The following is an 18,340-nucleotide window of genomic DNA, read 5'->3' on the forward strand; positions in this document are numbered from 1 at the left end:
GGCGAGCGGCACCGGCCGGGCGTCGTACGGGCGCGCATTCCCCTCACGCAGCCGACGGCGCCGTACGCACGAAACGAGCCGTACGCACGAAACGAGCCGTACGCGCGAAACGAGCCGAGCGGCAGATACCCGAGCAGCCGGACCGTCAGAAGCCGCGCCGCGCGCCGCCGTCGACCGGGAGCATCACGCCCGTGAGGTACGACGCCGCGGGGGACAGAAGGAACGCCGCCACACGCCCGAACTCCTCCGGGGTGCCGTAGCGCCGCAGCGGGATGCGGGACTCGTTGGCGGTGCGGGCCGCGTCCGCGTCGCCCGAGAGGGCGTCGAGTTCGCGGACGCGGTCCGTGTCGATGCGGGACGGGAGGAGGCCCACGACGCGGATGCCGCGCGGGCCCAGCTCGTCGGCGAGGGACTTGGCGAAGCCGGCCAGGCCGGGGCGGAGGCCGTTCGAGATCGTCAGCCCCGGGATCGGCTCGTGGACCGAGGCGGACAGGACGAAGGCGATGACCCCTCCGTCGCTCAGCGCCGCCGCGGCCTCGCGTGCCAGCCGCACCGCGCCCAGGAAGACCGATTCGAACGCCGACTGCCACTGCTCGTCCGTGTTGTCCGCGACGAACCCGGGCGCCGGTCCGCCGACGCTGATCAGAACGCCGTCGAAGCGGCCGAACTGCTCACGCGCCGCGGCGATCAGGTTCCCGGCGGCCGCCGGGTCGGCGTTGTCCGCCCCGATGCCCACGGCGTCCGGGCCGATCGCGGCTGCCGCGTCCGCGGCTGCCTTCTCGTCCCGCCCGGTGACGATCACCTTCGCGCCGTCGGCGGCCAGCGCTCGGGCCGCGGCGTTCCCCAGGCCCCGGGTGGCTCCGGTGACGACGTAGACACGGTCCTTCAGTCCAAGATCCATGGCCCTATCCTGCCGTTTCGTACGTGGCCCGGGCGAGGGCGGATCCCAACAGTCCGATATGGCCGGGAACGTTCCGTCAGGGCCGGGCAGCCCGTCGGCCGACGCGCCCCGAGTGTTCGCGCGGCGCGCTTCCCTAGGAAGGGCCCTGCGCAGAGGTGGACGCCGACGCCGACGCGGCCGGGGCCGCCGGTTCGGGCGCGGACGCGGGTTCGGTTGCGGACGCGCGTTCGGTTGCGGGCTGCGCGGCCGCAGCCGCCCGGTCCCGCTTCTCACGGCGTACGAGGACGACCCAGCCGATGGGCACACCGGCCGCGAACAGCCACCACTGGACGGCGTACGCCATGTGGGGGCCGATGGAGTCGTGGTCCGGGGCGGCGATCAGCTCGGGCGTGCTTCCGGGCGGCTCGGGCGCCGTCTGCTGCAGATAGCCGCCGAGCACGGGCCTGCCGAGGCCCTTCGCCTGCTGCTCACTGTTGATCAGCATGATCTGACGGGGCGGCAGTCCGCGCAGGTCCTTGATGCCGCTGGCATCCGTCGTCTCGTCGGCCATCAGCCGGCCGGTGACGGTGACCTCGCCCTTGGGCGCGGGAGGCACGACGGGGAACGCCGTCTGGTCGGCCGCGGCGGGCACCCAGCCGCGGTTGACCAGGACGGCGCGGCCGTCGGCGAGGACCAGCGGGGTCAGCACATGGACGCCGACCAGTTCGTCGCTGTTGGTGCGTCGGCGCACGACGACCTCGTGCGCGGTGTCGTACGTCCCCTTCGCGGTGACCCGTCGCCAGTAGTCGGCGCGCGGCACGGTGTGACCCGGGGCGGTCAGTTCGGTGACGGGGACCGGCCGCGCGGTGAGGTTGTCCGAGATCAGCTTGTTCTGGGCGACCCGGTGCTCGTGCCGGTGCAGCTGCCAGAAGCCCAGCTCGACCATCGCGGGAATGAGGACGAGGAAGACGAGGGTGAGGATCACCCACTGCCGGGACAACAGGAAGCGGTACACCCCACGACCGTACAACTCGGTCGTGGGGTGCTCGGAGGGAGGGTCCGTGGACTGGGCGGGGCAGCCCGGGATCCGGTCAGCGGGGGCCGTCGGGGGACTGGTCGGGGGACGCGCTCCGGGGAGCGGCTCGGGGCGGCCTGCCGGGGGCGGGCTCACACTTTGTCGACGATGCCCGCCTTTCCCTCCGCGCGGGCGCAGTGACCGCCGCAGTACCAGTGGCCTTCCACCTCGACGCCCTGGCCGATGATCTGGACCCGGCAGTGCTCGCAGATGGGCGCCATCCGGTGGATGGCGCAGGAGAAGCAGTCGAAGACGTGCACCGCGCCCTGCGCGTGCACCTCGAAGGACATGCTGTAGTCGTTTCCGCAGACCTCGCAACGTGCCATGCGCCGCATGCTCCGGAGCGCGGGAGACCGGAGCAAGATCCAGGCGGGCGGGTCGGCGAGGCTGCACCCGACCGGCGCAGCGGACCTTCGGCGATGTTGCGCCGTCAGGCCTCCGCCGGAGCGACGTCCCTCAGCAACTGCGTGAACGCGGCCTCGTCGACGATCGGCGTGTCGAACGACTTGGCCCGCACCGTCTTCGACGTCGCCGCGTCCGGATCGTTCGTGACGAGCAGACTCGTCAGCCGGGAGACGCTCGTCGCGACATGGAGGCCCGCCTCGATCGCGCGATCCTCCAGCAGCTCCCGCTCGATGGACGTATCACCGGAGAATGCCACCCTCATGCCCTGCTTGAGTGGTTTGTCTGCTTCGTAGCGCCCGGGTTGGGGTACGGGCACGCGGGCCGCCTGCGTGCGGGACGCCAGCTGTTCTGCCGGTACGACGTCTGGTGGCCGACGCGCGGCGCGGGAGGGGCCGAGGACCACTCGGTCAGGGGCCGGCACTCCAGCAGCGGCAGCCGCGCATTGCGCTCCGCCGCCGTGTGCAGACTCGGCCGGAACGCCTCGGCCAGCACCCGCGCGTCGTCCAGCGCATTGTGCGCGCGCCGCTGTACGACGCCGAAGTGCGCCGCGAGCGACTCCAGCTTGTGGTTGGGCAGCGGGAGCGCCAGCTCCTTGGAGAGCGCGATGGTGCACAGGCGCTGCCGTACGGGCGCGACGCGCTCCGCCCGTGCGTACTCCCTGGCGATCATGGACCAGTCGAAGATCGCGTTGTGCGCGACGAGCACCCGGCCGTCCAGCCGGTCCGCGAACTCATGGGCGATATCACTGAAGAGGGGTGCGCCCTCCAGCACATCGCTCGTCAGACCGTGGATCCACACCGGACCCGGATCCCGCTCGGGATTCACCAGCGTGTACCAGTGGTCCTCGACATTGCCCTGGGCGTCCAGTCGATAGACGGCAGCCGACACTATCCGGTCGTCGCGGGCGAGTCCGGTGGTCTCCACGTCGACGACCGCATACCCCTGTGGGTACGCGGTCGGCCACGCTGCTGCTGTCGTACGGTCGTCGAGCATGGTCACAGAGCTTACGGGCCGCCACTGACAGCGCTGTCCCGGCCCGTCCGGGACCCCGGCAGCAGCCGGTCAGAAGAACAGCTTCCGTCCGCACGGCACATGACGGCCCCTGAGCCACCGGAGGGCGGCTCTGGGGGCGGCCCTGATCCTGCCCGTACGGGTGAGGGATCCCGGCCGCGTGCTGCCACCGCATCGGGTGATGCGGCAGGAGCGAGTCCTCCGACGAGCACTGACAAGCTCCGGCAAGCTCTGACAAGTACTGACAAGCCCCAGCCCCCGGCGTTCCGAACAGGCCGTGCCTCAGGTCCCGGAGGGGCGGGGGTCCGAGGGCGTCTGCCCCCGGTCATGCGAGCAGCGCCTCCACCAGCGCCTTCACGGACGTGGCGAACAGCTTCTCCGGGTCGGTCGGACGGGCCAGCGCGCGGGCCAGGACGGGGTCGTCCTCCGCGCTCTCCGTGCCCCACAGCTCCTCCTCGCCGGGTGACTGCACGGGCGCGCTCCCGGTTCCGCTCCACAGGACGACGCCGACGATCTGGAACCGTGTGGCTCGGCACGGCCCTTCACAGGCCCGACCAGATTCGGGGTCGGCGCCCCCCTGCTCCGGGGCGTGCACGGCTCTTTACCGTTCCTGGGCACTGCGAGGCGGGGCCGGCTCTTGTGCAGCGGGTCACCCCGAACGGTCTTGGGTGACCTGGTTCCCCGCGTACGCGCTGCGGCGGCGGCACACGTCCTGCGTGTGATCCAGTTCGCGGCGGGCGGAGTCCCTGTTGCGCAACGAGTCCGGCTGGGCCTGACTGGTCCGATGCCCCGCACCATCCTCCGGTGGTACGGGGGCGGTGCCACTCGACGCCGCGGGTGAACTGCGATGTGCATGTACAACAGTACGAGCCTCTTGCCTCAAGCCGACCGATTTTCCCATGCGTTCACCCGAATGAGGCGTGCCGAAATCGGATGCGCACGTCTCTGGACCCTTTGCCCAGCACGTGTAACTGTGCAGCCCGCATCAGGGAACGCGCCCCCGACGAAGGGTGGTACGACATGGCACGCGTACGGTACGGCGCGCGCACCGAGGCCGAGATCGCGGCCGCCCGCGCAGCCGGCAGCAAACTCCCCGACATCTGGTCCACGGGCGTCGTGGCGGTGTGGGAGACCGACCCGGACGTGGTCGCGGCCGTTCTGCCGCCGCCGCTCAAACCCACCGAACGCCCCCTCGTACGAGCCAACATCAGCAAGGTCGATCTGCCCGGCTATCCGCTCGGCGCGGGATCTGTCGCGGTCGCCGCCGCCCACGGCGACCAGCAGGGCTGGTATCCGCTCGTCATGCCGATGACCCATGAGCGGGCCCTCATCGGCGGCCGTGAGGTCTTCGGCGAGCCGAAGAAGCTGGGCGAGGTGACCGTCGACCGCGAAGGCCTGCTCGTCCGGGCGGCCCTCGCCCGGCACGGGATCGCTTTCGTCGAGGTGCGGGGCGCGGTGAGCGGCCCGCTGCCACTGCCCGAGCCCACCGAGAAGGTGGACTTCTACTTCAAGTTCCTTCCGGCCGTGGACGGAGCCGGCTCGGGCTTCGACGCCGAGCCGGTCCTCGTCCACTGCGTGCGCAACGAGAAGATCCGCAAGCTGGAGCAGCTCACCGGCGATGTCGTGCTGCGCGAGTCGATGTACGACCCGGTCGCCGACCTGCCCGTACGGAAGCTGGTGGAGCTCACCATCGGCGAGAAGACCACCGACCAGAAGGGGCGCGTGGCGGAACGGGTCAGTGCACAGGCCCTTCTGCCGTACATCCACCAGCGCTACGACGACCCGCAGCAGATTCTCGACGGACCGCCGGAGGGGAGCGTCCGATGAGGCTGGCGCGCGGACAGGTCGCCGTCGTCACCGGCGCGGCGAGCGGCATCGGACTGGCGATGGCGCGGAGGTTCGCGGAGGAAGGCCTGAGGGTCGTTCTCGCGGACGTCGAGGAGGGCGCGCTGGGCAAGGCCGTGGACGATCTCGTCGCGGGCGGCGCGGACGTCCTCGCCCAGGTCGTGGACGTCTCGGACCGGGACTCCGTACGGCGCCTCGCCGACGCGGCCTACGAGACCTTCGGCGCCGTGCACGTGCTGTGCAACAACGCGGGCGTCGGCTCCGGCGCCGAGGGCCGGATGTGGGAGCACGAGCCGAACGACTGGAAGTGGGCGTTCGCCGTGAACGTGTGGGGTGTCTTCCACGGCATCCAGGCCTTCGTCCCCCGGATGATCGCCGGCGGTGAGCCCGGCCACGTGGTCAACACCTCGTCGGGAGACGGCGGTATCGCCCCGCTGCCCACCGCGTCCGTGTACGCCGTCACCAAGGCGGCGGTCGTGACAATGACCGAGTCGCTGTACGCGCATCTGAAGGCGGAGGGCGCGCGGGTGGGGGCCTCGGTCCTCTTTCCCGGCCCGCACATGCTCCGCACCCGCCTGTGGGAATCGCACCGCAACCGGCCGTCGCGCTACGCCAAGGAGCGGCCGCGGAAGACCCCGTACCGCAGCCTCGACCAGTGGGAGGCGGCGATGAGGGCCGCAGGGCACGAGGTGACGTTCACACCGGTGGACGAGGTCGCCGCGCATGTCGTGGACGGGATCAGGGCCGACCGCTTCTGGATGCTCCCGGCGAGCGAGCACAGCGACCGGCAGATCCGGGCGCGCTCGCAGTCGATGCTGAACCGCTCCGCGCCGGACTACTTGGAGAGCTTCATTCTCGACTGAGCGTCGAGCACGTCCACGGCGAATCCGCGGCGGATTCGCGGCGATTCCGCGGCGAATCGGCCCGCGAATCTGAGGCCGATCCGCCCGCCGATCCGCCCGCGAATCTGCGGCCGATCCGCGGTGATCTCGCAGCGATCCGCGGCGAGCCCGCGGACATTTCGCAGCCATCCCGCAGCCATCCCGCAGCGATCCCGATCGAGGTGAGCGCGTTGACAGAGCCGAACGACCCATATCTGATCATTTCCTCCGACTGCCACGCCGGCCTGCCCACCGAGCAGTACCGGCCCTACCTCGACTCCCGCTTCCACCGCGACTTCGACGAATTCCTCGCCGGGCGCGACCGCCGCCGCGAGGAGATGACCCGCCTCGGCGTACGCAACGAGGCCTTCGCGAGCAAGTGGTTCAGCGACAACGAGGAAGGCCTGCGCGGCGGCTGGGACACCGCGCAGCGGCTCAAGGAACTCGACGGCGACGGGGTGGCCGCCGAGGTCGTCTTCCCCGACGGGGACGCCGTCGACAGCCGGACCGCCGCCCCGTTCGGCGTAGGGCTCGGCCTCTCCGGCGACCAGGACCCCGACCTCGGCATGGCGGGCGCGCAGGCGCACAACCGCTGGCTCGCCGAGTTCGTCGGCGGGAACGCCGAGAACGCGGTGCGGCACTGCGGAGTCGCCCTCCTCCCCGTCACCGGCGACGTCGACCGTGTCGTCGCCGAGATCCACCGGGCCAGGGAATCCGGTCTCGGCGCGCTCATGATCCCCTCCATGTGGGTGGACAAGGCCCCGTACCACGACCGGCGTTACGACCCCGTCTGGGCGGCCGCCGCCGAGACCGCCATGCCGCTGGTCACCCACTCCGGCGCCGCGCCCCGCCACGAGTACGGAGACCACCTCGGCATCTACGTCTCCGAGGTCACCTGGTGGCTGGCCAGGCCGCTCTGGTTCCTGCTCTGGTCCGGGGTCTTCGAGCGGCACCCCGGACTGAAGTTCGGCGTCGCCGAGTCGGGCTGCTGGTGGCTGCCCAACCTGTTGTGGTTCATGGACCGGCTCTACCTCGGCGCGCACGGCGGCAAGAAGCTCTCGCCCTTCGCCGAGCTGAAGCGGCCGCCCAGCGAGTATCTGGACCGGCAGATCTTCATCTGTGCCACCAACACCAAACGGCGCGAACTCGCCCAGCGGTACGAGATCGGCATCGACAACATCCTCTGGGGCTCCGACTTCCCCCACCCGGAGGGCACCTGGCCCAACACCCGTGCCTGGTTGAAGAACACCTTCCACGACATCCCCGTCGCGGAGACCCGTCGCATCCTGGGCCTCGCGGCCGCCGAGGTCTTCGGGTTCGACACCGACAAGCTGGCCCCGATCGCCCGCCGTATCGGCCCGACCCCGGCCGATCTCGGCCAGTCCGAGGACCAGCCGGCCGTCGAGGCGTCATGGGCCAGGTCGCGCGAGGTCGGCCGCCACTGGCTGACCGACCACGACTTCCCGTCCCTGGGGGTGTCCCCATGAGCGAGGACCGCTACACGGTCATCTCCGCCGACTGCCACGCGGGCGCCGATCTCCTCGACTACAAGCCGTATCTGGAGAAGCGCCACCACGACGACTTCGACGCATGGGCGGCGACATACGTCAATCCGTACGAGGACCTCCTCGCCGACACCGCCGACCGCAACTGGAACTCGGACCGCAGGGTCGCCGAGCTGGAGGCCGACGGAATCGTCGCCGAGGTCGTCTTTCCCAACACCATCCCGCCGTTCTTCCCCTCCGCATCGCTGATGGCTCCGGCGCCGACCCGCGAGGAGTACGAGCAGCGCTGGGCCGGGCTGCGCGCCCACAACCGCTGGCTCGCCGACTTCTGCTCCCTCGTCCCCGGCCGCCGGGCGGGTGTCGCACAGATCCTGCTGAACGACGTGGACGAGGCGGTCGCCGAGGTCCGCCGCAGCAAGGAGTCAGGCCTCACCGGGGGGATCCTGCTGCCCGGCGCCCCGCCCGGGTCCGGCATCCCGGAGCTGTACTCGGCGACGTACGACCCTCTGTGGGCGGTCTGCGAGGAGCTCGACGTACCGGTCAATCACCACGGCGGATCCGCCTCCCCGCCGCTCGGCGACGAACCGGCCGCGCGGGCCGTCTTCATGGTGGAGACGACGTGGTTCTCGCACCGGGCGCTCTGGCACCTGATCTTCGGCGGTGCCTTCCGCCGCCACCCCGGGCTGAAACTGGTGCTGACCGAACAGGGCTCGGGCTGGATCCCGGCGGTCGTCGAGATGCTCGACTACTACCACGGGCGGCTCGTCGCCGCGGCTTCCCGGGCCTCCACCGCGGAGTCCAAGTTCGGTGCCGGTCTTGCCGCCTCGATGGGCAAGGGCCCGAGCGAGGTCTGGCGCGACAACTGCTTCGTCGGCGCGAGCTTCATGCGCCCCCATGAGGTGCCGCTGCGCGACCGGATCGGCCTCGACAAGATCATGTGGGGGAGTGACTACCCGCACGACGAGGGCACGGCCCCGTACTCCCGCGAAGGCCTCCGCATCGCCTACGCGGGCCTGCCGCGCGAGGAGATAGCGGCGATGGCGGGCGGGAACGCGGCCCGGGTGTACGGCTTCGATCTCGATCTGCTGGACGGCATCGCGGCGCAAGTCGGCCCCACGGTCCCGGAAATCGCCGAACCCCTGAAGGAGGCCCCGGCCGACGCCACCAGCCCCGCCTTCGCCCCGGGCGGGTCGGTACGCGTCTGGTGACCGTCCGGGATGAGACCCTCCCCGGGTGACCGAACCGACGCACCACGAGCCCCACGGCGAACCCCTTGGCACCCGCCTCAACTGGCTCCGCGCCGCGGTACTCGGCGCCAACGACGGCATCGTCTCCACCGCGGGCCTCGTCGTCGGCGTCGCGGGCGCGACCAGCGACCGGGCGGCCCTGCTCACCGCCGGCCTCGCCGGACTGCTCGCCGGCTCCATGTCCATGGCGGCCGGCGAGTACGTCTCGGTCTCCACCCAGCGCGACTCCGAGAGGGCGGCGCTGGCCGTCGAGAAGCGCGAACTGCGGGAGCAGCCGGAGGCCGAACTCGACGAGCTCACCAACCTGTTGGAGGACCGCGGCCTCTCGCGCGAGGTGGCCCGCGAGGCCGCGGTCCAGCTCACCGAACGCGACGCCCTGCGCGCGCATGCGCGGGTCGAGCTGGGCATCAACCCCGACGAGCTGGCCGACCCCTGGCACGCTGCGGGCGCGAGCTTCCTGGCGTTCACGGTGGGCGCGCTGCTGCCGCTGCTGGCCATCGTGCTCCCGCCCGCGACGGTGCGGCTGTGGGTGACCGTGGCGTCGGTGCTCGTCGCGCTGAGCTTCACCGGCTGGTGGAGCGCGCGGCTGGGGGCGGCGCCGGTGGGGCGGGCGGTGGTGCGGAACGTGGGCGGGGGAGCGCTGGCGATGGGGGTGACGTACGCGGCGGGGTCGTTGCTGGGTGCGGCGGGGGTTTAGGGCTTCCGGACCACGCGGCCGGGCGGAAACAGCTCCTCGCCGGTGAGCAGCGTCCCCTTGTGGGCGAAGATCTCGAGCTGCTCGTTGCCGGCCAGCGGCGAGATGTCGACGTAGCCGCAGTCGCCGAGTGACAGGCGGGTCAGCCTGGGCAGCTCCCGCAACGGTTCGAGGCCGCAGGCGAGTCGGCTGCGACCCACGTACAGTTCGGTCAGTCCTCGATGACGCACCACGGTGGCGAGATCGAGCGACGACTGGTCGATGATCTGCAGGGTGTGGAGCGGAAAGTCTTACGCTTCGATGGCTTTTAAACCCTCATACGCCTCGCGCAGGTCGGGCGCCTCCGGTAGCTGTCTGGCCTCAACCACGTTGACCACTTCCAGCGCTCGCCAATGATTGGACGGCACTACCCTGCCGCTCAGCATGGCTTTCTGGGCGGAATCACAGGCTTCGTCAAGGCGGTTGCCTGCGAGGAGAACTAGCGCCAAATCGATGTTGGCGGAGGCCACACGGCGGGGCCATTTGCTGACGTCGTTGGAGGGACTCAGACGCTTAATGACCTCACGCGCGTACGGCTCCGCGGCAGCATCGCCCAACCATGCGAGGGTAGTTGCTGTGTAGGCGAGTGCCTTTGCAGGGTCGTACTGGTAATGGTGCTCTGTCGGGCGCTCCGAAATCTCCAGCGTGGCAGCCATCTTCTGCACCCGGTCAATAGCCACGTATGTGTCTTTGGCTTGGCCAAGCCTCGCGCGTGCCCGCCCTTCCTGGGCGGTGGCCTGAATCAGGGCCGACGCTCCCGCAGGTGCGATGTCCTGAGCGGCTAGGGACAGTTCAAGCGCCCGCACATAGTCGCCATTCGTCAGCACGCGCCACGCGTCGGTTTCGTAGCACCATGCTTCGATTTCCGGGTGTTCTGCTTGCCGCGCGAGCGTCACCGCGGCTTGCAGTCTGGCCGTTGCCGCGTGCTCTTGTTTCAAGTCGATATGCAGCGTTGCACCAAGCAGGGACAGCCAACCCCCGACGACCAGCAAGCGCCGATGTTCCGAAAGCGTCTTGCGTGCGTCGAGTAGGTGCACGACATACGCGGAGTGCTGCCGTACGCGCTCCAGTAGTTCGGCCGGAGGAGTGACCGGGTATGCCGTCGCCAATTCATCAAAGGTGCGCTCTAGGCGCGTGAGTGTTTCCGTCCCAACGTCGCTTGCCTGCACGCGTCGAGTCAATTCCCAAGCGGCCATCTCATCATCGTTGGTCGGCTGAGTCGGAGTTATCCAACTGGGCGCCGCAGCAACGGGCAGAGCATCCGCCGCTAGCAATTCGTCCAGCTCTCTGGACGTGAGCCGCAAGAGCTTTGCCATCTTCGGCCGTTGGTGCGGTTGGGGGTCTACCTCGCCCCGCTCCCAGCGCTGCACCGTGGTGCGGTCGACGCTCAGGGCGTCCGCGAACTGTTCTTGTGTGTACCCGCTCGCCTTCCGGCGCCGCGCTAGGCGCTGCCGCTTACCTGCCATGCCCGTACTCCGTCCGGGATGCCGTCTCCGCTGGTCAGCGTACCGCGTGCAGCCAACACGCTGCCTAAATGCGGCACTTCTGCCGTGGTGCAGCCTGCATGCAGCGCGGCAGCGTGGCCAGACACAAGGACCCCAGCGACCGCGCGAACGGCCCTGGGGCATGGCCGACCCGAATGGAGCGGGACGACGTGACAGAGACTATCCGCCGCGCACTCGATTGGGTGACAGCGGTGCTCATCGGGCCGCCTGGCAGGCACAGGGCCCAGGCGCCCCAGGCTGCCGCCCAGGCAAACGCCCAACTCGACCCCGCCGTATGCGGCGCCCGACTGGTCGCAGCGCGCAGGCAGCGCGAGAGGCGCGCCCCATGCGTGCCGACCCTGCCGGAGCCTCGCGCACAGTGGTTCCCGCCCACGCCCTGGGAGCGTCCCATGGCCCTGGTCCGGCCCTACCTGCTGTGTCACCTGGGCGAGGACTGGCGCCATGCGGTGACCGGAAAGGGCGCGTGATCACATGGCTATCACCATCGCTGTGTATCGGGTCAATGGCGAGACAGGCGCCCGGACAGAAGTTCAGGACAAGGTCACGCACCTGTGCCCCCCGGACAAGCCGTCCGATGCGGGATTCCGATTCCCGCCCTGCGAATGCCCGCCCTGCAAGGCAAGTCGACAGGCCAGAGGGGCGACGCTGTGACCCGGACCGGGCGCATCGGGGCCGTACTCATGTCAGCAGACAGCGCCACGCTACAGGCGTACGGGGCGTGGCTGGAGCACGCCCAGGGCTGCGCAGGCTGCACCACTGCCGACAAGGCCGATAGCGGCTGTGCGGCCGGTCAACACCTGTGGCGCACCTATCGGGATTCGCGCCAACACGCAGCGCCCGCATAGGCGCCCCAGCAAGACCAGCAAGAAGCCCGATGGCGGCCGATTCCGGGCAAGGGCCGCGACGAATGACCCCCGTGCCGGTGTACCCCCGCCGATCCGGCACGGGCCGCGCCCCCTCAACTGCCAGCCGTCATCGCGCGGTTGAGGGGCGCTGTACCAAACGGCGCGGGGACCGAATCCCCGCAAGGCAAGGAAGGGAATTCACCATGGGCACCATCACCAACGGACGCAGCACCAAGACGTACGAGAATCACAACGCCCCGGGCCTGGACTGGCGCAAGTCCAGCCGCACCGACCTGGACCCGATCCTCAAGGACTGCGTGATCGTCGCCACGGCGCCGGACGCCGACAGCCACCCTCACCCGCACGTCCCGGACGGTACCCGCATGGTGGCCATGTCCGACGACAAGGACCCCGCCAGCCCGGTGCTGTACTTCACGCGTGCCGAGTTCACGAAGTTCGCCGATGGCGTCTGCGCCGGTGAGTTCGACGATCTCATGGCGACTGACGTGGAGATGAAGCAGGCCGCGGACGTCGTGGCTGACTGACCATGAACGCGCAAGAGGTCACCGCGGCGTTCGCGCACGTGCAGAAGCGGTTCAACGGCTCCCCGTGCCGGGAGTGCAAGGGCCGCAACACCGTGGCGCTCGTCGTATATGGGGGCGCGGTCGTCGTCTCGTGTGAGACCTGCGGCGGAGCCACCCGCAAGGGGCAGCTCACTTCCGGATAGGAGCCGACTGCCACTGAGCACCTGCGCCCCCCAACTGCCCTTCCTCCCCTGGGCGGCTGGGGGGCGCTGTGCCGTGTCCGGTATGTCATGGGCGGAGTCCTGGAACGGTAACGGTTCGGACTCGGTATCTGGCGCCCAGGACCGCGCGCTACCTTTGGATTCCGCTCGTTTCCGCAGGTCAGGCGCACCCACTACTAGGAAAGCGCACCGGGCGGAGCCCCGGTTCGGGAAGGGGCGGGGAGGGGCAGTGTCGATGCGCGCTCCGCCGCGTGGGCCCGCCGCAGGCGCTCTACGCCCACGTCGGCGCGTCCGCGCCCCACATGCCCGGCGGGCGTGACCAGTCCTCCGGGCCGCCAGCGAACGACACCGGCGGCAGCGCGTACCGCAGCCTGCCGAGCGGGCTGTCGGTCTCGGCCGTACGGCGGCCGGGATCGTCCGCCCCGGCTTCGCCGGTCCCGGGCGGCGCCGGCGACAGCCCGTGCATCAGGAAGCGCGCCGTACGGGCCAGCGCCAGCCGGACCAGACGGGTACCGCCGTCGTCCTCCTGCTCGGTCAGGGATCTGAGCACCGCCGCCGCGAGCAGATAGCCCGTGCCGTGGTCGAGAGCCTGCGCGGGCAGGGCGCCGGGAGCGTCCGCCGAACCCTCGGACAGGGCGATGCCACTGGCGGCCTGGACGAGGCTGTCGAAGCCGCGCCGTCCGCCCCACGGACCCTCGTCGCCCCACGCCGACAGCTGGGCCACGACCAGACCCGGCCTGGCCAGGCCGAACCGGTCCAGCGCGCCCGGGCGGTAGCCCGTGACCAGCACATCCGCCCGGTCCAGGAGCTCGCCGAAGGTCCGCCGGTCCCCAGGGCTGTTCAGGTCGAGCGTCGCGGACCGCTTGCCGAAGCCGGTGTCGGCGTGCTGGTCCGGGAGTTCGGTCAGCCGGGGCGGGTCGATGCGCAGCACATCCGCGCCGAGCAGCGCGAGCGTACGGGTGGCCACGGGGCCTGCGATGACCCGGGTCAGATCGAGGACCCGCAGCCCGCCGGACCGGCGCCGGGGAGCCGCGTCGTCGAGCCGCTCCCGGACAACCAGCGGCTGCCGCGCCGCGGCCGCGCCCTGTGGATGCGCCGCCCACTCCTCGGGCGTACGCACCGCGACCGCCAGGCCTCCTGCCGCGTACACCGCCTCCTCGGCGTCCCGCGCCCGCCGCCCGGCGAGCGCTTCCTCCACACCGTCCTCGTCCGTGCCCAGCGCGGCCAGCAGGGCGGCCCGGTGGTGCGGGTAGTTGGCGTGCGTACGCACCCAGCCGTCGGCCGTGCGCCAGAAGCGGGACAACGGCGCGAACGTGACGGGGGGCCGTCCGTCCACCAGCAGGTGCCGCTCGCTCACGAACGCCGTGGCCACCGCTCCGTCGTCGACCCGCACCGCCGGGACCGGACCGCCGGCGCCGCGCGCGGCGTGCTCCGCCGCCGCGAGCGAGCACACCGCCACCGTGGCGCGGGCCAGCTCCATGACCGGCAGCCGGGCCGCGAGCAGCCCCGACGGGCCGCCGTACGAGACCCGCCCGGTGAGTCCGGGGTCGCCGCCGAGCGCCGCCCACAGCCGCTCCGTACCGCCGGACCTTCCGGGAGTGAGCGACCCGCCGGACCTGTCGGCCCCCTGGAGCCCCTCGCGCCCGCTGTGCCCATCGAGCCCCTCGCGCCCGCCGCGTGAAGGAGTGTCAGTCATCCCCGCACTATGGCACCCGGTGCCAGGCGCGGACATGGAAAGGGCCGGACGCGACCGTTCACGCCCGGGCCCTCCCTCCAACCGCCTTACCAGCGCACCGCGTCCAGTGCGTCCGTCATCCCGGCCCCGTAGAAGCCGTTCTCGCTCTCCCCGCCCTCGCACACCGCGTCGACCTTGCCGTCGCCGTCGTAGTCGTACGGGTTGGTGCAGCCGTGCTCGTCGGCCTGCGCGTACAGCAGCGCCTTCACCCCGGTCGGCGAGATGTACGGGTGCTTCGACCTGATGAGCGCGACGACACCCGCGACATGCGGGGACGCCATGGACGTGCCGGCCTTGTAGGTCCAGGTGTGGCCGCCCTTGAACGTCGTCGAAAGGATCCGGCCATTGGTGGCCGGAGCCTCCGGCGGCTGGTACGCCGTGGAGTCACCGCCCGGCGCCGCGATGTCGACGACCCCCAGGCCGTAGTTCGAGTACGACGACTTCAGGCCCTTGGCGCCGGTCGCCGAGACCGTGACGAGATCCGGCAGCATGGCCGGGATCTCCAGGCACTCGCGCAGATCGACGACCCGCGACACCGGGGTGGTGTCGTTCGGGCTGGTCGTGTCGGTGACCTCGCCGCCGGCGAGGTCCGTACGGGAGTTGCCGGCCGAGGCGACGTTCACCGCGCCCTTGCGCTCCGCGTACCGGGTGGCCCGGGTGAGCGTCTCGACCAGGGCCTTCTGGTCCTCGTCGGTCTTGCAGTTGTAGAGCCACGGGTCGGTGTAGAAGCTGCTGTTGGTCACATCGGCCCCGTGGTCGGCGGCCCACATGAAGCCGCAGAGGACGGCCTCGGTGTTGTAGAACCCGTCCGGGTTGACCACCTTGATGCTGGAGACCTTCACACCCGGAGCGACACCGGTGACGCCGAAGCCGTTCCTGGCGGCGGCGATGGTGCCCGCCACATGCGTGCCGTGGTCGCTCTCGGCGGCCGTCGGCCGCCAGGCCCCGTCCTTGGAGACCGGCACGCCGCTCACGCAGTCGGCCGATCCCGCACGGTCGAAGTTCGGCGCGATGTCCGGGTGGGTGTCGTCGACGCCCGAGTCGAGGACGGCGACCGTGACGTTGCTGCTGCCCAGCGTCCGCCGGTGCGCCTGGTCCGCCTTGATGGCGGGCAGGTCCCACTGCAGCGGCTCCAGCGGATCCTGCTCGTCGGTCGCGTTCGCCGCGGCCGCCTTCATCTGCGCGGGGGTGAGCGGCTGTTCCGCGTCGATGGCGTCGTCGGTCTGCTCGGCCAGCGGGCTGGTGCGGGTGGCACCCGCCGAGGCGACACCCGGCACCGTGCGGATCTGCCGCGCGAAGCCGGGGTTCCGCGAGTGGACGACGATGACGCCGATCCGGTCGTAGGTGATCACCACCGTGCCGCCGGCCCGCTCGATCGCCTGCATCACCGACGTGGCGCTGAAGTGACCGCCGGAGGTGTTGACGACGTACGACAGATTCGGGCCGCTCAGATTCGGGCCGCTCGCCGTGACGGCAGTGGGAATGTCGTCGGAGGGTGCGGCCGTCGCCGCACCCGCGGGCAGGAATCCGAGTGACGCCGTGAGTGCCAGACCGGTGGGCAGAGCTGTTGCGCGCTTGAGTCCGGCCGGCAGATGAGCCACGGGGTCTCCACATCGTCCTGGTGAGCCGCCCGGACACGGCGCGTGAACGGGCGGGTACGTGACGAGCGAAGCTATCGCCATTTATCAGCACAAATCAACGACTTCGGGGCGCGGTACGGAAAGTTCGCCGGAAACTCCCGACAGGAAAAGGCCCAAGGTGAACCGCTTCGGGGTGCCTTCCGTGCCGTTGTCAGGGGGAGGAGCAACATCACCGCTCCCCCCGCACATGCAGAGGTCTTAACCGTCCATGCCTACCGCACCCGCGTCGCGAGGAGATTCCGTGGCTACCGATGCACCGCCGCCGCCCGGCGGCACGGACACCAGTCCCGTCCAGCTCACGACAGAGTCGTTCGTCGAGGTGCAGGAAAGTGCGGAATTCGGCGAACTGCGCCGCACCTACCGCTCCTTCGCCTTCCCCCTGACCATCGCCTTCATCACCTGGTACCTGCTGTACGTCCTGCTGTCCAACTACGCGGGCGGCTTCATGGGCACCAAGCTCTTCGGCAACATCAACGTGGCCCTTGTCCTCGGGCTCGCCCAGTTCGCCACCACCTTCCTCATCGCCTGGGTCTACTCGCGGCACGCGGCCGACAATCTCGACCCCAAGGCGGAGGCGATCAAGTCCCGGATGGAGGCCGACGCATGAGCAGCACCACCCTCCAGAACGTACAGCTCGCGGCATCGAGCGCCACCGCCGAGCACCGGCCGCTGATCATTACGCTCTTCGCGGCCTTCGTCGTCGCGACGCTGTTCATCACCGTCTGGGCAGGCCGGCAGACCAAGGACGCCGCCGACTTCTACGCCGGCGGCCGCCAGTTCACCGGCTTCCAGAACGGCCTCGCCATCTCCGGCGACTACATGTCCGCCGCGTCCTTCCTCGGTATCGCCGGTGCGATCGCACTCTTCGGGTACGACGGCTTCCTCTACTCCATCGGCTTCCTGGTCGCCTGGCTGGTCGCCCTGCTGCTCGTCGCCGAACCGCTGCGCAACTCCGGCCGCTTCACCATGGGCGACGTCCTCGCCTATCGCATGCGCCAGCGCCCGGTCCGTACCGCCGCCGGAACCTCCACCATCGTGGTCTCGATCTTCTATCTGCTCGCGCAGATGGCGGGTGCCGGCGTGCTCGTCTCGCTGCTGCTCGGCATCACCAGCGACGCGGGCAAGGTCGCGATCGTCGGCCTGGTCGGCGTTCTGATGATCCTCTACGTCACCATCGGCGGCATGAAGGGCACCACCTGGGTACAGATGGTCAAGGCCGTCCTGCTCATCGCGGGCACCCTGCTCATCACCTTCCTGGTGCTGTGGAAGTTCAACTTCAATGTCTCCGACCTGCTCGGCAAGGCCGCCGAGCAGAGCGGCAAGGGCGCGGCCTTCCTGGAGCCCGGCCTCAAGTACGGCGCCACCAGCACCTCCAAGCTGGACTTCATCTCGCTCGGCATCGCGCTGGTGCTCGGCACCGCGGGCCTGCCGCACATCCTGATCCGCTTCTACACCGTGCCCACCGCCAAGGCCGCCCGTAAGTCGGTCATCTGGGCCATCGGCATCATCGGCGGGTTCTATCTGATGACGATCGCGCTGGGCTTCGGCGCGGCCGCGCTCGTCGGTCCGGAGGAGATCACCGCCTCCAACAAGGCGGGCAACACCGCCGCGCCCCTGCTCGCCCTGCACATCGGCGGCGTCGACTCGGCGGGCGGCGCGATCCTGCTCGCCGTGATCTCCGCGGTGGCCTTCGCCACCATCCTCGCCGTCGTCGCCGGACTCACCCTGGCGTCCTCGTCGTCCTTCGCGCACGACATCTACGCCAACGTCATCCGCAGGGGACAGGCCAGCGAGAAGGAAGAGGTCCGCGCGGCCCGCTGGGCGACCGTCTTCATCGGCATCGTCTCCATCGCCCTCGGCGCGATGGCCCGTGATCTGAACGTGGCAGGACTGGTCGCGCTCGCCTTCGCGGTCGCCGCCTCCGCTAATCTGCCCACGATCCTCTACAGCCTGTTCTGGAAGAGGTTCACCACACAGGGCGCCCTGTGGTCGATCTACGGCGGCCTGATCTCGTCGGTGGTCCTGGTGCTGTTCTCCCCGGTCGTCTCCGGCAAGCCGTCCTCGATGTTCCCGTCCGCGGACTTCGCCTGGTTCCCGCTGGAGAACCCCGGCCTCGTCTCCATCCCGCTGGGCTTCCTGCTCGGCTGGATCGGCTCCCTGCTCTCGAAGGAGGAGCCGGACGCGGGCAAGTACGCAGAGCTGGAGGTCAAGTCCCTCACAGGCATCGGCGCCCACTGAGGAGGAATCCTTCATACGCATGACCGCGGCCGCGTCGTAGGGTCCTACGA

At 70.3% G+C, this 18,340-nt stretch carries 18 protein-coding genes and 1 pseudogene; 10 read left to right on the plus strand and 9 right to left on the minus strand.

What is annotated here, in order from left to right; genetic code table 11:
• Nucleotides 1–145 precede the first annotated feature (145 nt).
• From ACWGI8_RS19745 to ACWGI8_RS19765, 5 genes and pseudogenes are all read right to left on the minus strand, one after another.
• Nucleotides 146–901 (minus strand): SDR family oxidoreductase, encoded by a 756-nt coding sequence (locus ACWGI8_RS19745; RefSeq protein WP_453662533.1) that lies wholly within the window; start codon nt 899–901, stop codon nt 146–148.
• A 133-nt stretch (nt 902–1,034) separates the two neighbouring features.
• On the minus strand, nt 1,035–1,895 hold the full coding sequence (locus ACWGI8_RS19750; RefSeq protein WP_453662535.1) for an SURF1 family cytochrome oxidase biogenesis protein: 861 nt from the start codon (nt 1,893–1,895) through the stop codon (nt 1,035–1,037).
• Nucleotides 1,896–2,047: 152 nt separating this feature from the next.
• Complete coding sequence (locus ACWGI8_RS19755) at nt 2,048–2,281, minus strand: hypothetical protein (RefSeq protein ID WP_453662537.1); 234 nt, start codon at nt 2,279–2,281, stop codon at nt 2,048–2,050.
• Nucleotides 2,282–2,385: 104 nt separating this feature from the next.
• A pseudogene (locus ACWGI8_RS19760) lies at nt 2,386–3,353 on the minus strand (DEDDh family exonuclease).
• Between the two features lie 343 nt (nt 3,354–3,696).
• Nucleotides 3,697–3,843: a hypothetical protein gene (locus tag ACWGI8_RS19765; RefSeq protein ID WP_453662539.1), complete on the minus strand. Its 147-nt coding sequence runs from the start codon at nt 3,841–3,843 to the stop codon at nt 3,697–3,699.
• Nucleotides 3,844–4,391: 548 nt separating this feature from the next.
• Here ACWGI8_RS19765 and ACWGI8_RS19770 point away from each other — a divergent pair.
• The 5 genes from ACWGI8_RS19770 (at nt 4,392) to ACWGI8_RS19790 (ending at nt 9,546) form a co-directional block, all read left to right on the plus strand.
• Nucleotides 4,392–5,198, plus strand: a complete 807-nt coding sequence (locus ACWGI8_RS19770; RefSeq protein ID WP_453662541.1) for an acetoacetate decarboxylase family protein — start codon at nt 4,392–4,394, stop codon at nt 5,196–5,198.
• On the plus strand, nt 5,195–6,079 hold the full coding sequence (locus tag ACWGI8_RS19775; protein WP_453662543.1) for an SDR family NAD(P)-dependent oxidoreductase: 885 nt from the start codon (nt 5,195–5,197) through the stop codon (nt 6,077–6,079). The genes ACWGI8_RS19770 and ACWGI8_RS19775 overlap by 4 nt, the downstream gene beginning before the upstream one ends.
• Nucleotides 6,080–6,288: 209 nt before the next feature.
• The gene (locus tag ACWGI8_RS19780) at nt 6,289–7,584 is read left to right on the plus strand and encodes an amidohydrolase family protein (RefSeq protein WP_453662544.1); all 1,296 of its coding nucleotides are present in this window, start codon (nt 6,289–6,291) and stop codon (nt 7,582–7,584) included.
• Entirely contained in the window at nt 7,581–8,810 is a 1,230-nt protein-coding gene (locus ACWGI8_RS19785) for an amidohydrolase family protein (protein ID WP_453662546.1), read from the plus strand. The genes ACWGI8_RS19780 and ACWGI8_RS19785 overlap by 4 nt, the downstream gene beginning before the upstream one ends.
• Before the next feature lie 25 nt (nt 8,811–8,835).
• Complete coding sequence (locus ACWGI8_RS19790) at nt 8,836–9,546, plus strand: VIT1/CCC1 transporter family protein (RefSeq protein ID WP_453662548.1); 711 nt, start codon at nt 8,836–8,838, stop codon at nt 9,544–9,546.
• On the opposite strand, the gene ACWGI8_RS19795 is transcribed toward ACWGI8_RS19790, so the two are convergent.
• Both ACWGI8_RS19795 and ACWGI8_RS19800 read right to left on the minus strand, forming a co-directional pair.
• Nucleotides 9,543–9,743 carry a hypothetical protein gene (locus ACWGI8_RS19795; RefSeq protein ID WP_453662549.1) on the minus strand — a complete coding sequence of 67 codons (201 nt, stop codon included), beginning with the start codon at nt 9,741–9,743 and terminating at the stop codon, nt 9,543–9,545. The genes ACWGI8_RS19790 and ACWGI8_RS19795 overlap by 4 nt on opposite strands.
• Nucleotides 9,744–9,833: 90 nt before the next feature.
• Nucleotides 9,834–11,048, minus strand: a complete 1,215-nt coding sequence (locus ACWGI8_RS19800) for a helix-turn-helix transcriptional regulator (RefSeq protein WP_453662550.1) — start codon at nt 11,046–11,048, stop codon at nt 9,834–9,836.
• A 188-nt stretch (nt 11,049–11,236) separates the two neighbouring features.
• Here ACWGI8_RS19800 and ACWGI8_RS19805 point away from each other — a divergent pair, with 188 nt between their 5' ends.
• The 3 genes from ACWGI8_RS19805 (at nt 11,237) to ACWGI8_RS19815 (ending at nt 12,659) form a co-directional block, all read left to right on the plus strand.
• The gene (locus ACWGI8_RS19805) at nt 11,237–11,554 is read left to right on the plus strand and encodes a hypothetical protein (RefSeq protein WP_453662552.1); all 318 of its coding nucleotides are present in this window, start codon (nt 11,237–11,239) and stop codon (nt 11,552–11,554) included.
• A 581-nt stretch (nt 11,555–12,135) separates the two neighbouring features.
• Nucleotides 12,136–12,477: a DUF397 domain-containing protein gene (locus tag ACWGI8_RS19810; protein ID WP_453662554.1), complete on the plus strand. Its 342-nt coding sequence runs from the start codon at nt 12,136–12,138 to the stop codon at nt 12,475–12,477.
• 2 nt (nt 12,478–12,479) lie between these two features.
• Complete coding sequence (locus ACWGI8_RS19815) at nt 12,480–12,659, plus strand: hypothetical protein (protein WP_453662556.1); 180 nt, start codon at nt 12,480–12,482, stop codon at nt 12,657–12,659.
• A 289-nt stretch (nt 12,660–12,948) separates the two neighbouring features.
• Here the strand turns inward: ACWGI8_RS19815 and ACWGI8_RS19820 are convergent, their stop codons facing one another.
• Nucleotides 12,949–14,373, minus strand: coding sequence for a CoA transferase (locus ACWGI8_RS19820; protein WP_453662558.1), 1,425 nt, complete (start codon nt 14,371–14,373; stop codon nt 12,949–12,951).
• Between the two features lie 86 nt (nt 14,374–14,459).
• Nucleotides 14,460–16,013: a S8 family peptidase gene (locus ACWGI8_RS19825; RefSeq protein ID WP_453662559.1), complete on the minus strand. Its 1,554-nt coding sequence runs from the start codon at nt 16,011–16,013 to the stop codon at nt 14,460–14,462.
• Between the two features lie 280 nt (nt 16,014–16,293).
• On the opposite strand from ACWGI8_RS19825, the gene ACWGI8_RS19830 reads away from it, so the two are divergent.
• Both ACWGI8_RS19830 and ACWGI8_RS19835 read left to right on the plus strand, forming a co-directional pair.
• Nucleotides 16,294–16,659: a DUF485 domain-containing protein gene (locus tag ACWGI8_RS19830; protein WP_453662561.1), complete on the plus strand. Its 366-nt coding sequence runs from the start codon at nt 16,294–16,296 to the stop codon at nt 16,657–16,659.
• Complete coding sequence (locus ACWGI8_RS19835; protein WP_453662563.1) at nt 16,656–18,290, plus strand: solute symporter family protein; 1,635 nt, start codon at nt 16,656–16,658, stop codon at nt 18,288–18,290. The genes ACWGI8_RS19830 and ACWGI8_RS19835 overlap by 4 nt, the downstream gene beginning before the upstream one ends.
• Nucleotides 18,291–18,340 lie beyond the last annotated feature (50 nt).

Source organism: Streptomyces sp. NPDC054841 (genome assembly GCF_053611045.1).

Excerpts from the sequence above, each read along its gene's own strand:
- ACWGI8_RS19745 (WP_453662533.1), bottom strand. The coding sequence starts at position 901 with ATGGATCTTGGACTGAAGGACCGTGTCTACGTCGTCACCGGAGCCACC.
- ACWGI8_RS19755 (WP_453662537.1), bottom strand. The coding sequence starts at position 2,281 with ATGGCACGTTGCGAGGTCTGCGGAAACGACTACAGCATGTCCTTCGAG.
- ACWGI8_RS19770 (WP_453662541.1), top strand. The coding sequence starts at position 4,392 with ATGGCACGCGTACGGTACGGCGCGCGCACCGAGGCCGAGATCGCGGCC.
- ACWGI8_RS19775 (WP_453662543.1), top strand. The coding sequence starts at position 5,195 with ATGAGGCTGGCGCGCGGACAGGTCGCCGTCGTCACCGGCGCGGCGAGC.
- ACWGI8_RS19785 (WP_453662546.1), top strand. The coding sequence starts at position 7,581 with ATGAGCGAGGACCGCTACACGGTCATCTCCGCCGACTGCCACGCGGGC.
- ACWGI8_RS19800 (WP_453662550.1), bottom strand. The coding sequence starts at position 11,048 with ATGGCAGGTAAGCGGCAGCGCCTAGCGCGGCGCCGGAAGGCGAGCGGG.
- ACWGI8_RS19810 (WP_453662554.1), top strand. The coding sequence starts at position 12,136 with ATGGGCACCATCACCAACGGACGCAGCACCAAGACGTACGAGAATCAC.
- ACWGI8_RS19815 (WP_453662556.1), top strand. The coding sequence starts at position 12,480 with ATGAACGCGCAAGAGGTCACCGCGGCGTTCGCGCACGTGCAGAAGCGG.
- ACWGI8_RS19820 (WP_453662558.1), bottom strand. The coding sequence starts at position 14,373 with ATGACTGACACTCCTTCACGCGGCGGGCGCGAGGGGCTCGATGGGCAC.
- ACWGI8_RS19835 (WP_453662563.1), top strand. The coding sequence starts at position 16,656 with ATGAGCAGCACCACCCTCCAGAACGTACAGCTCGCGGCATCGAGCGCC.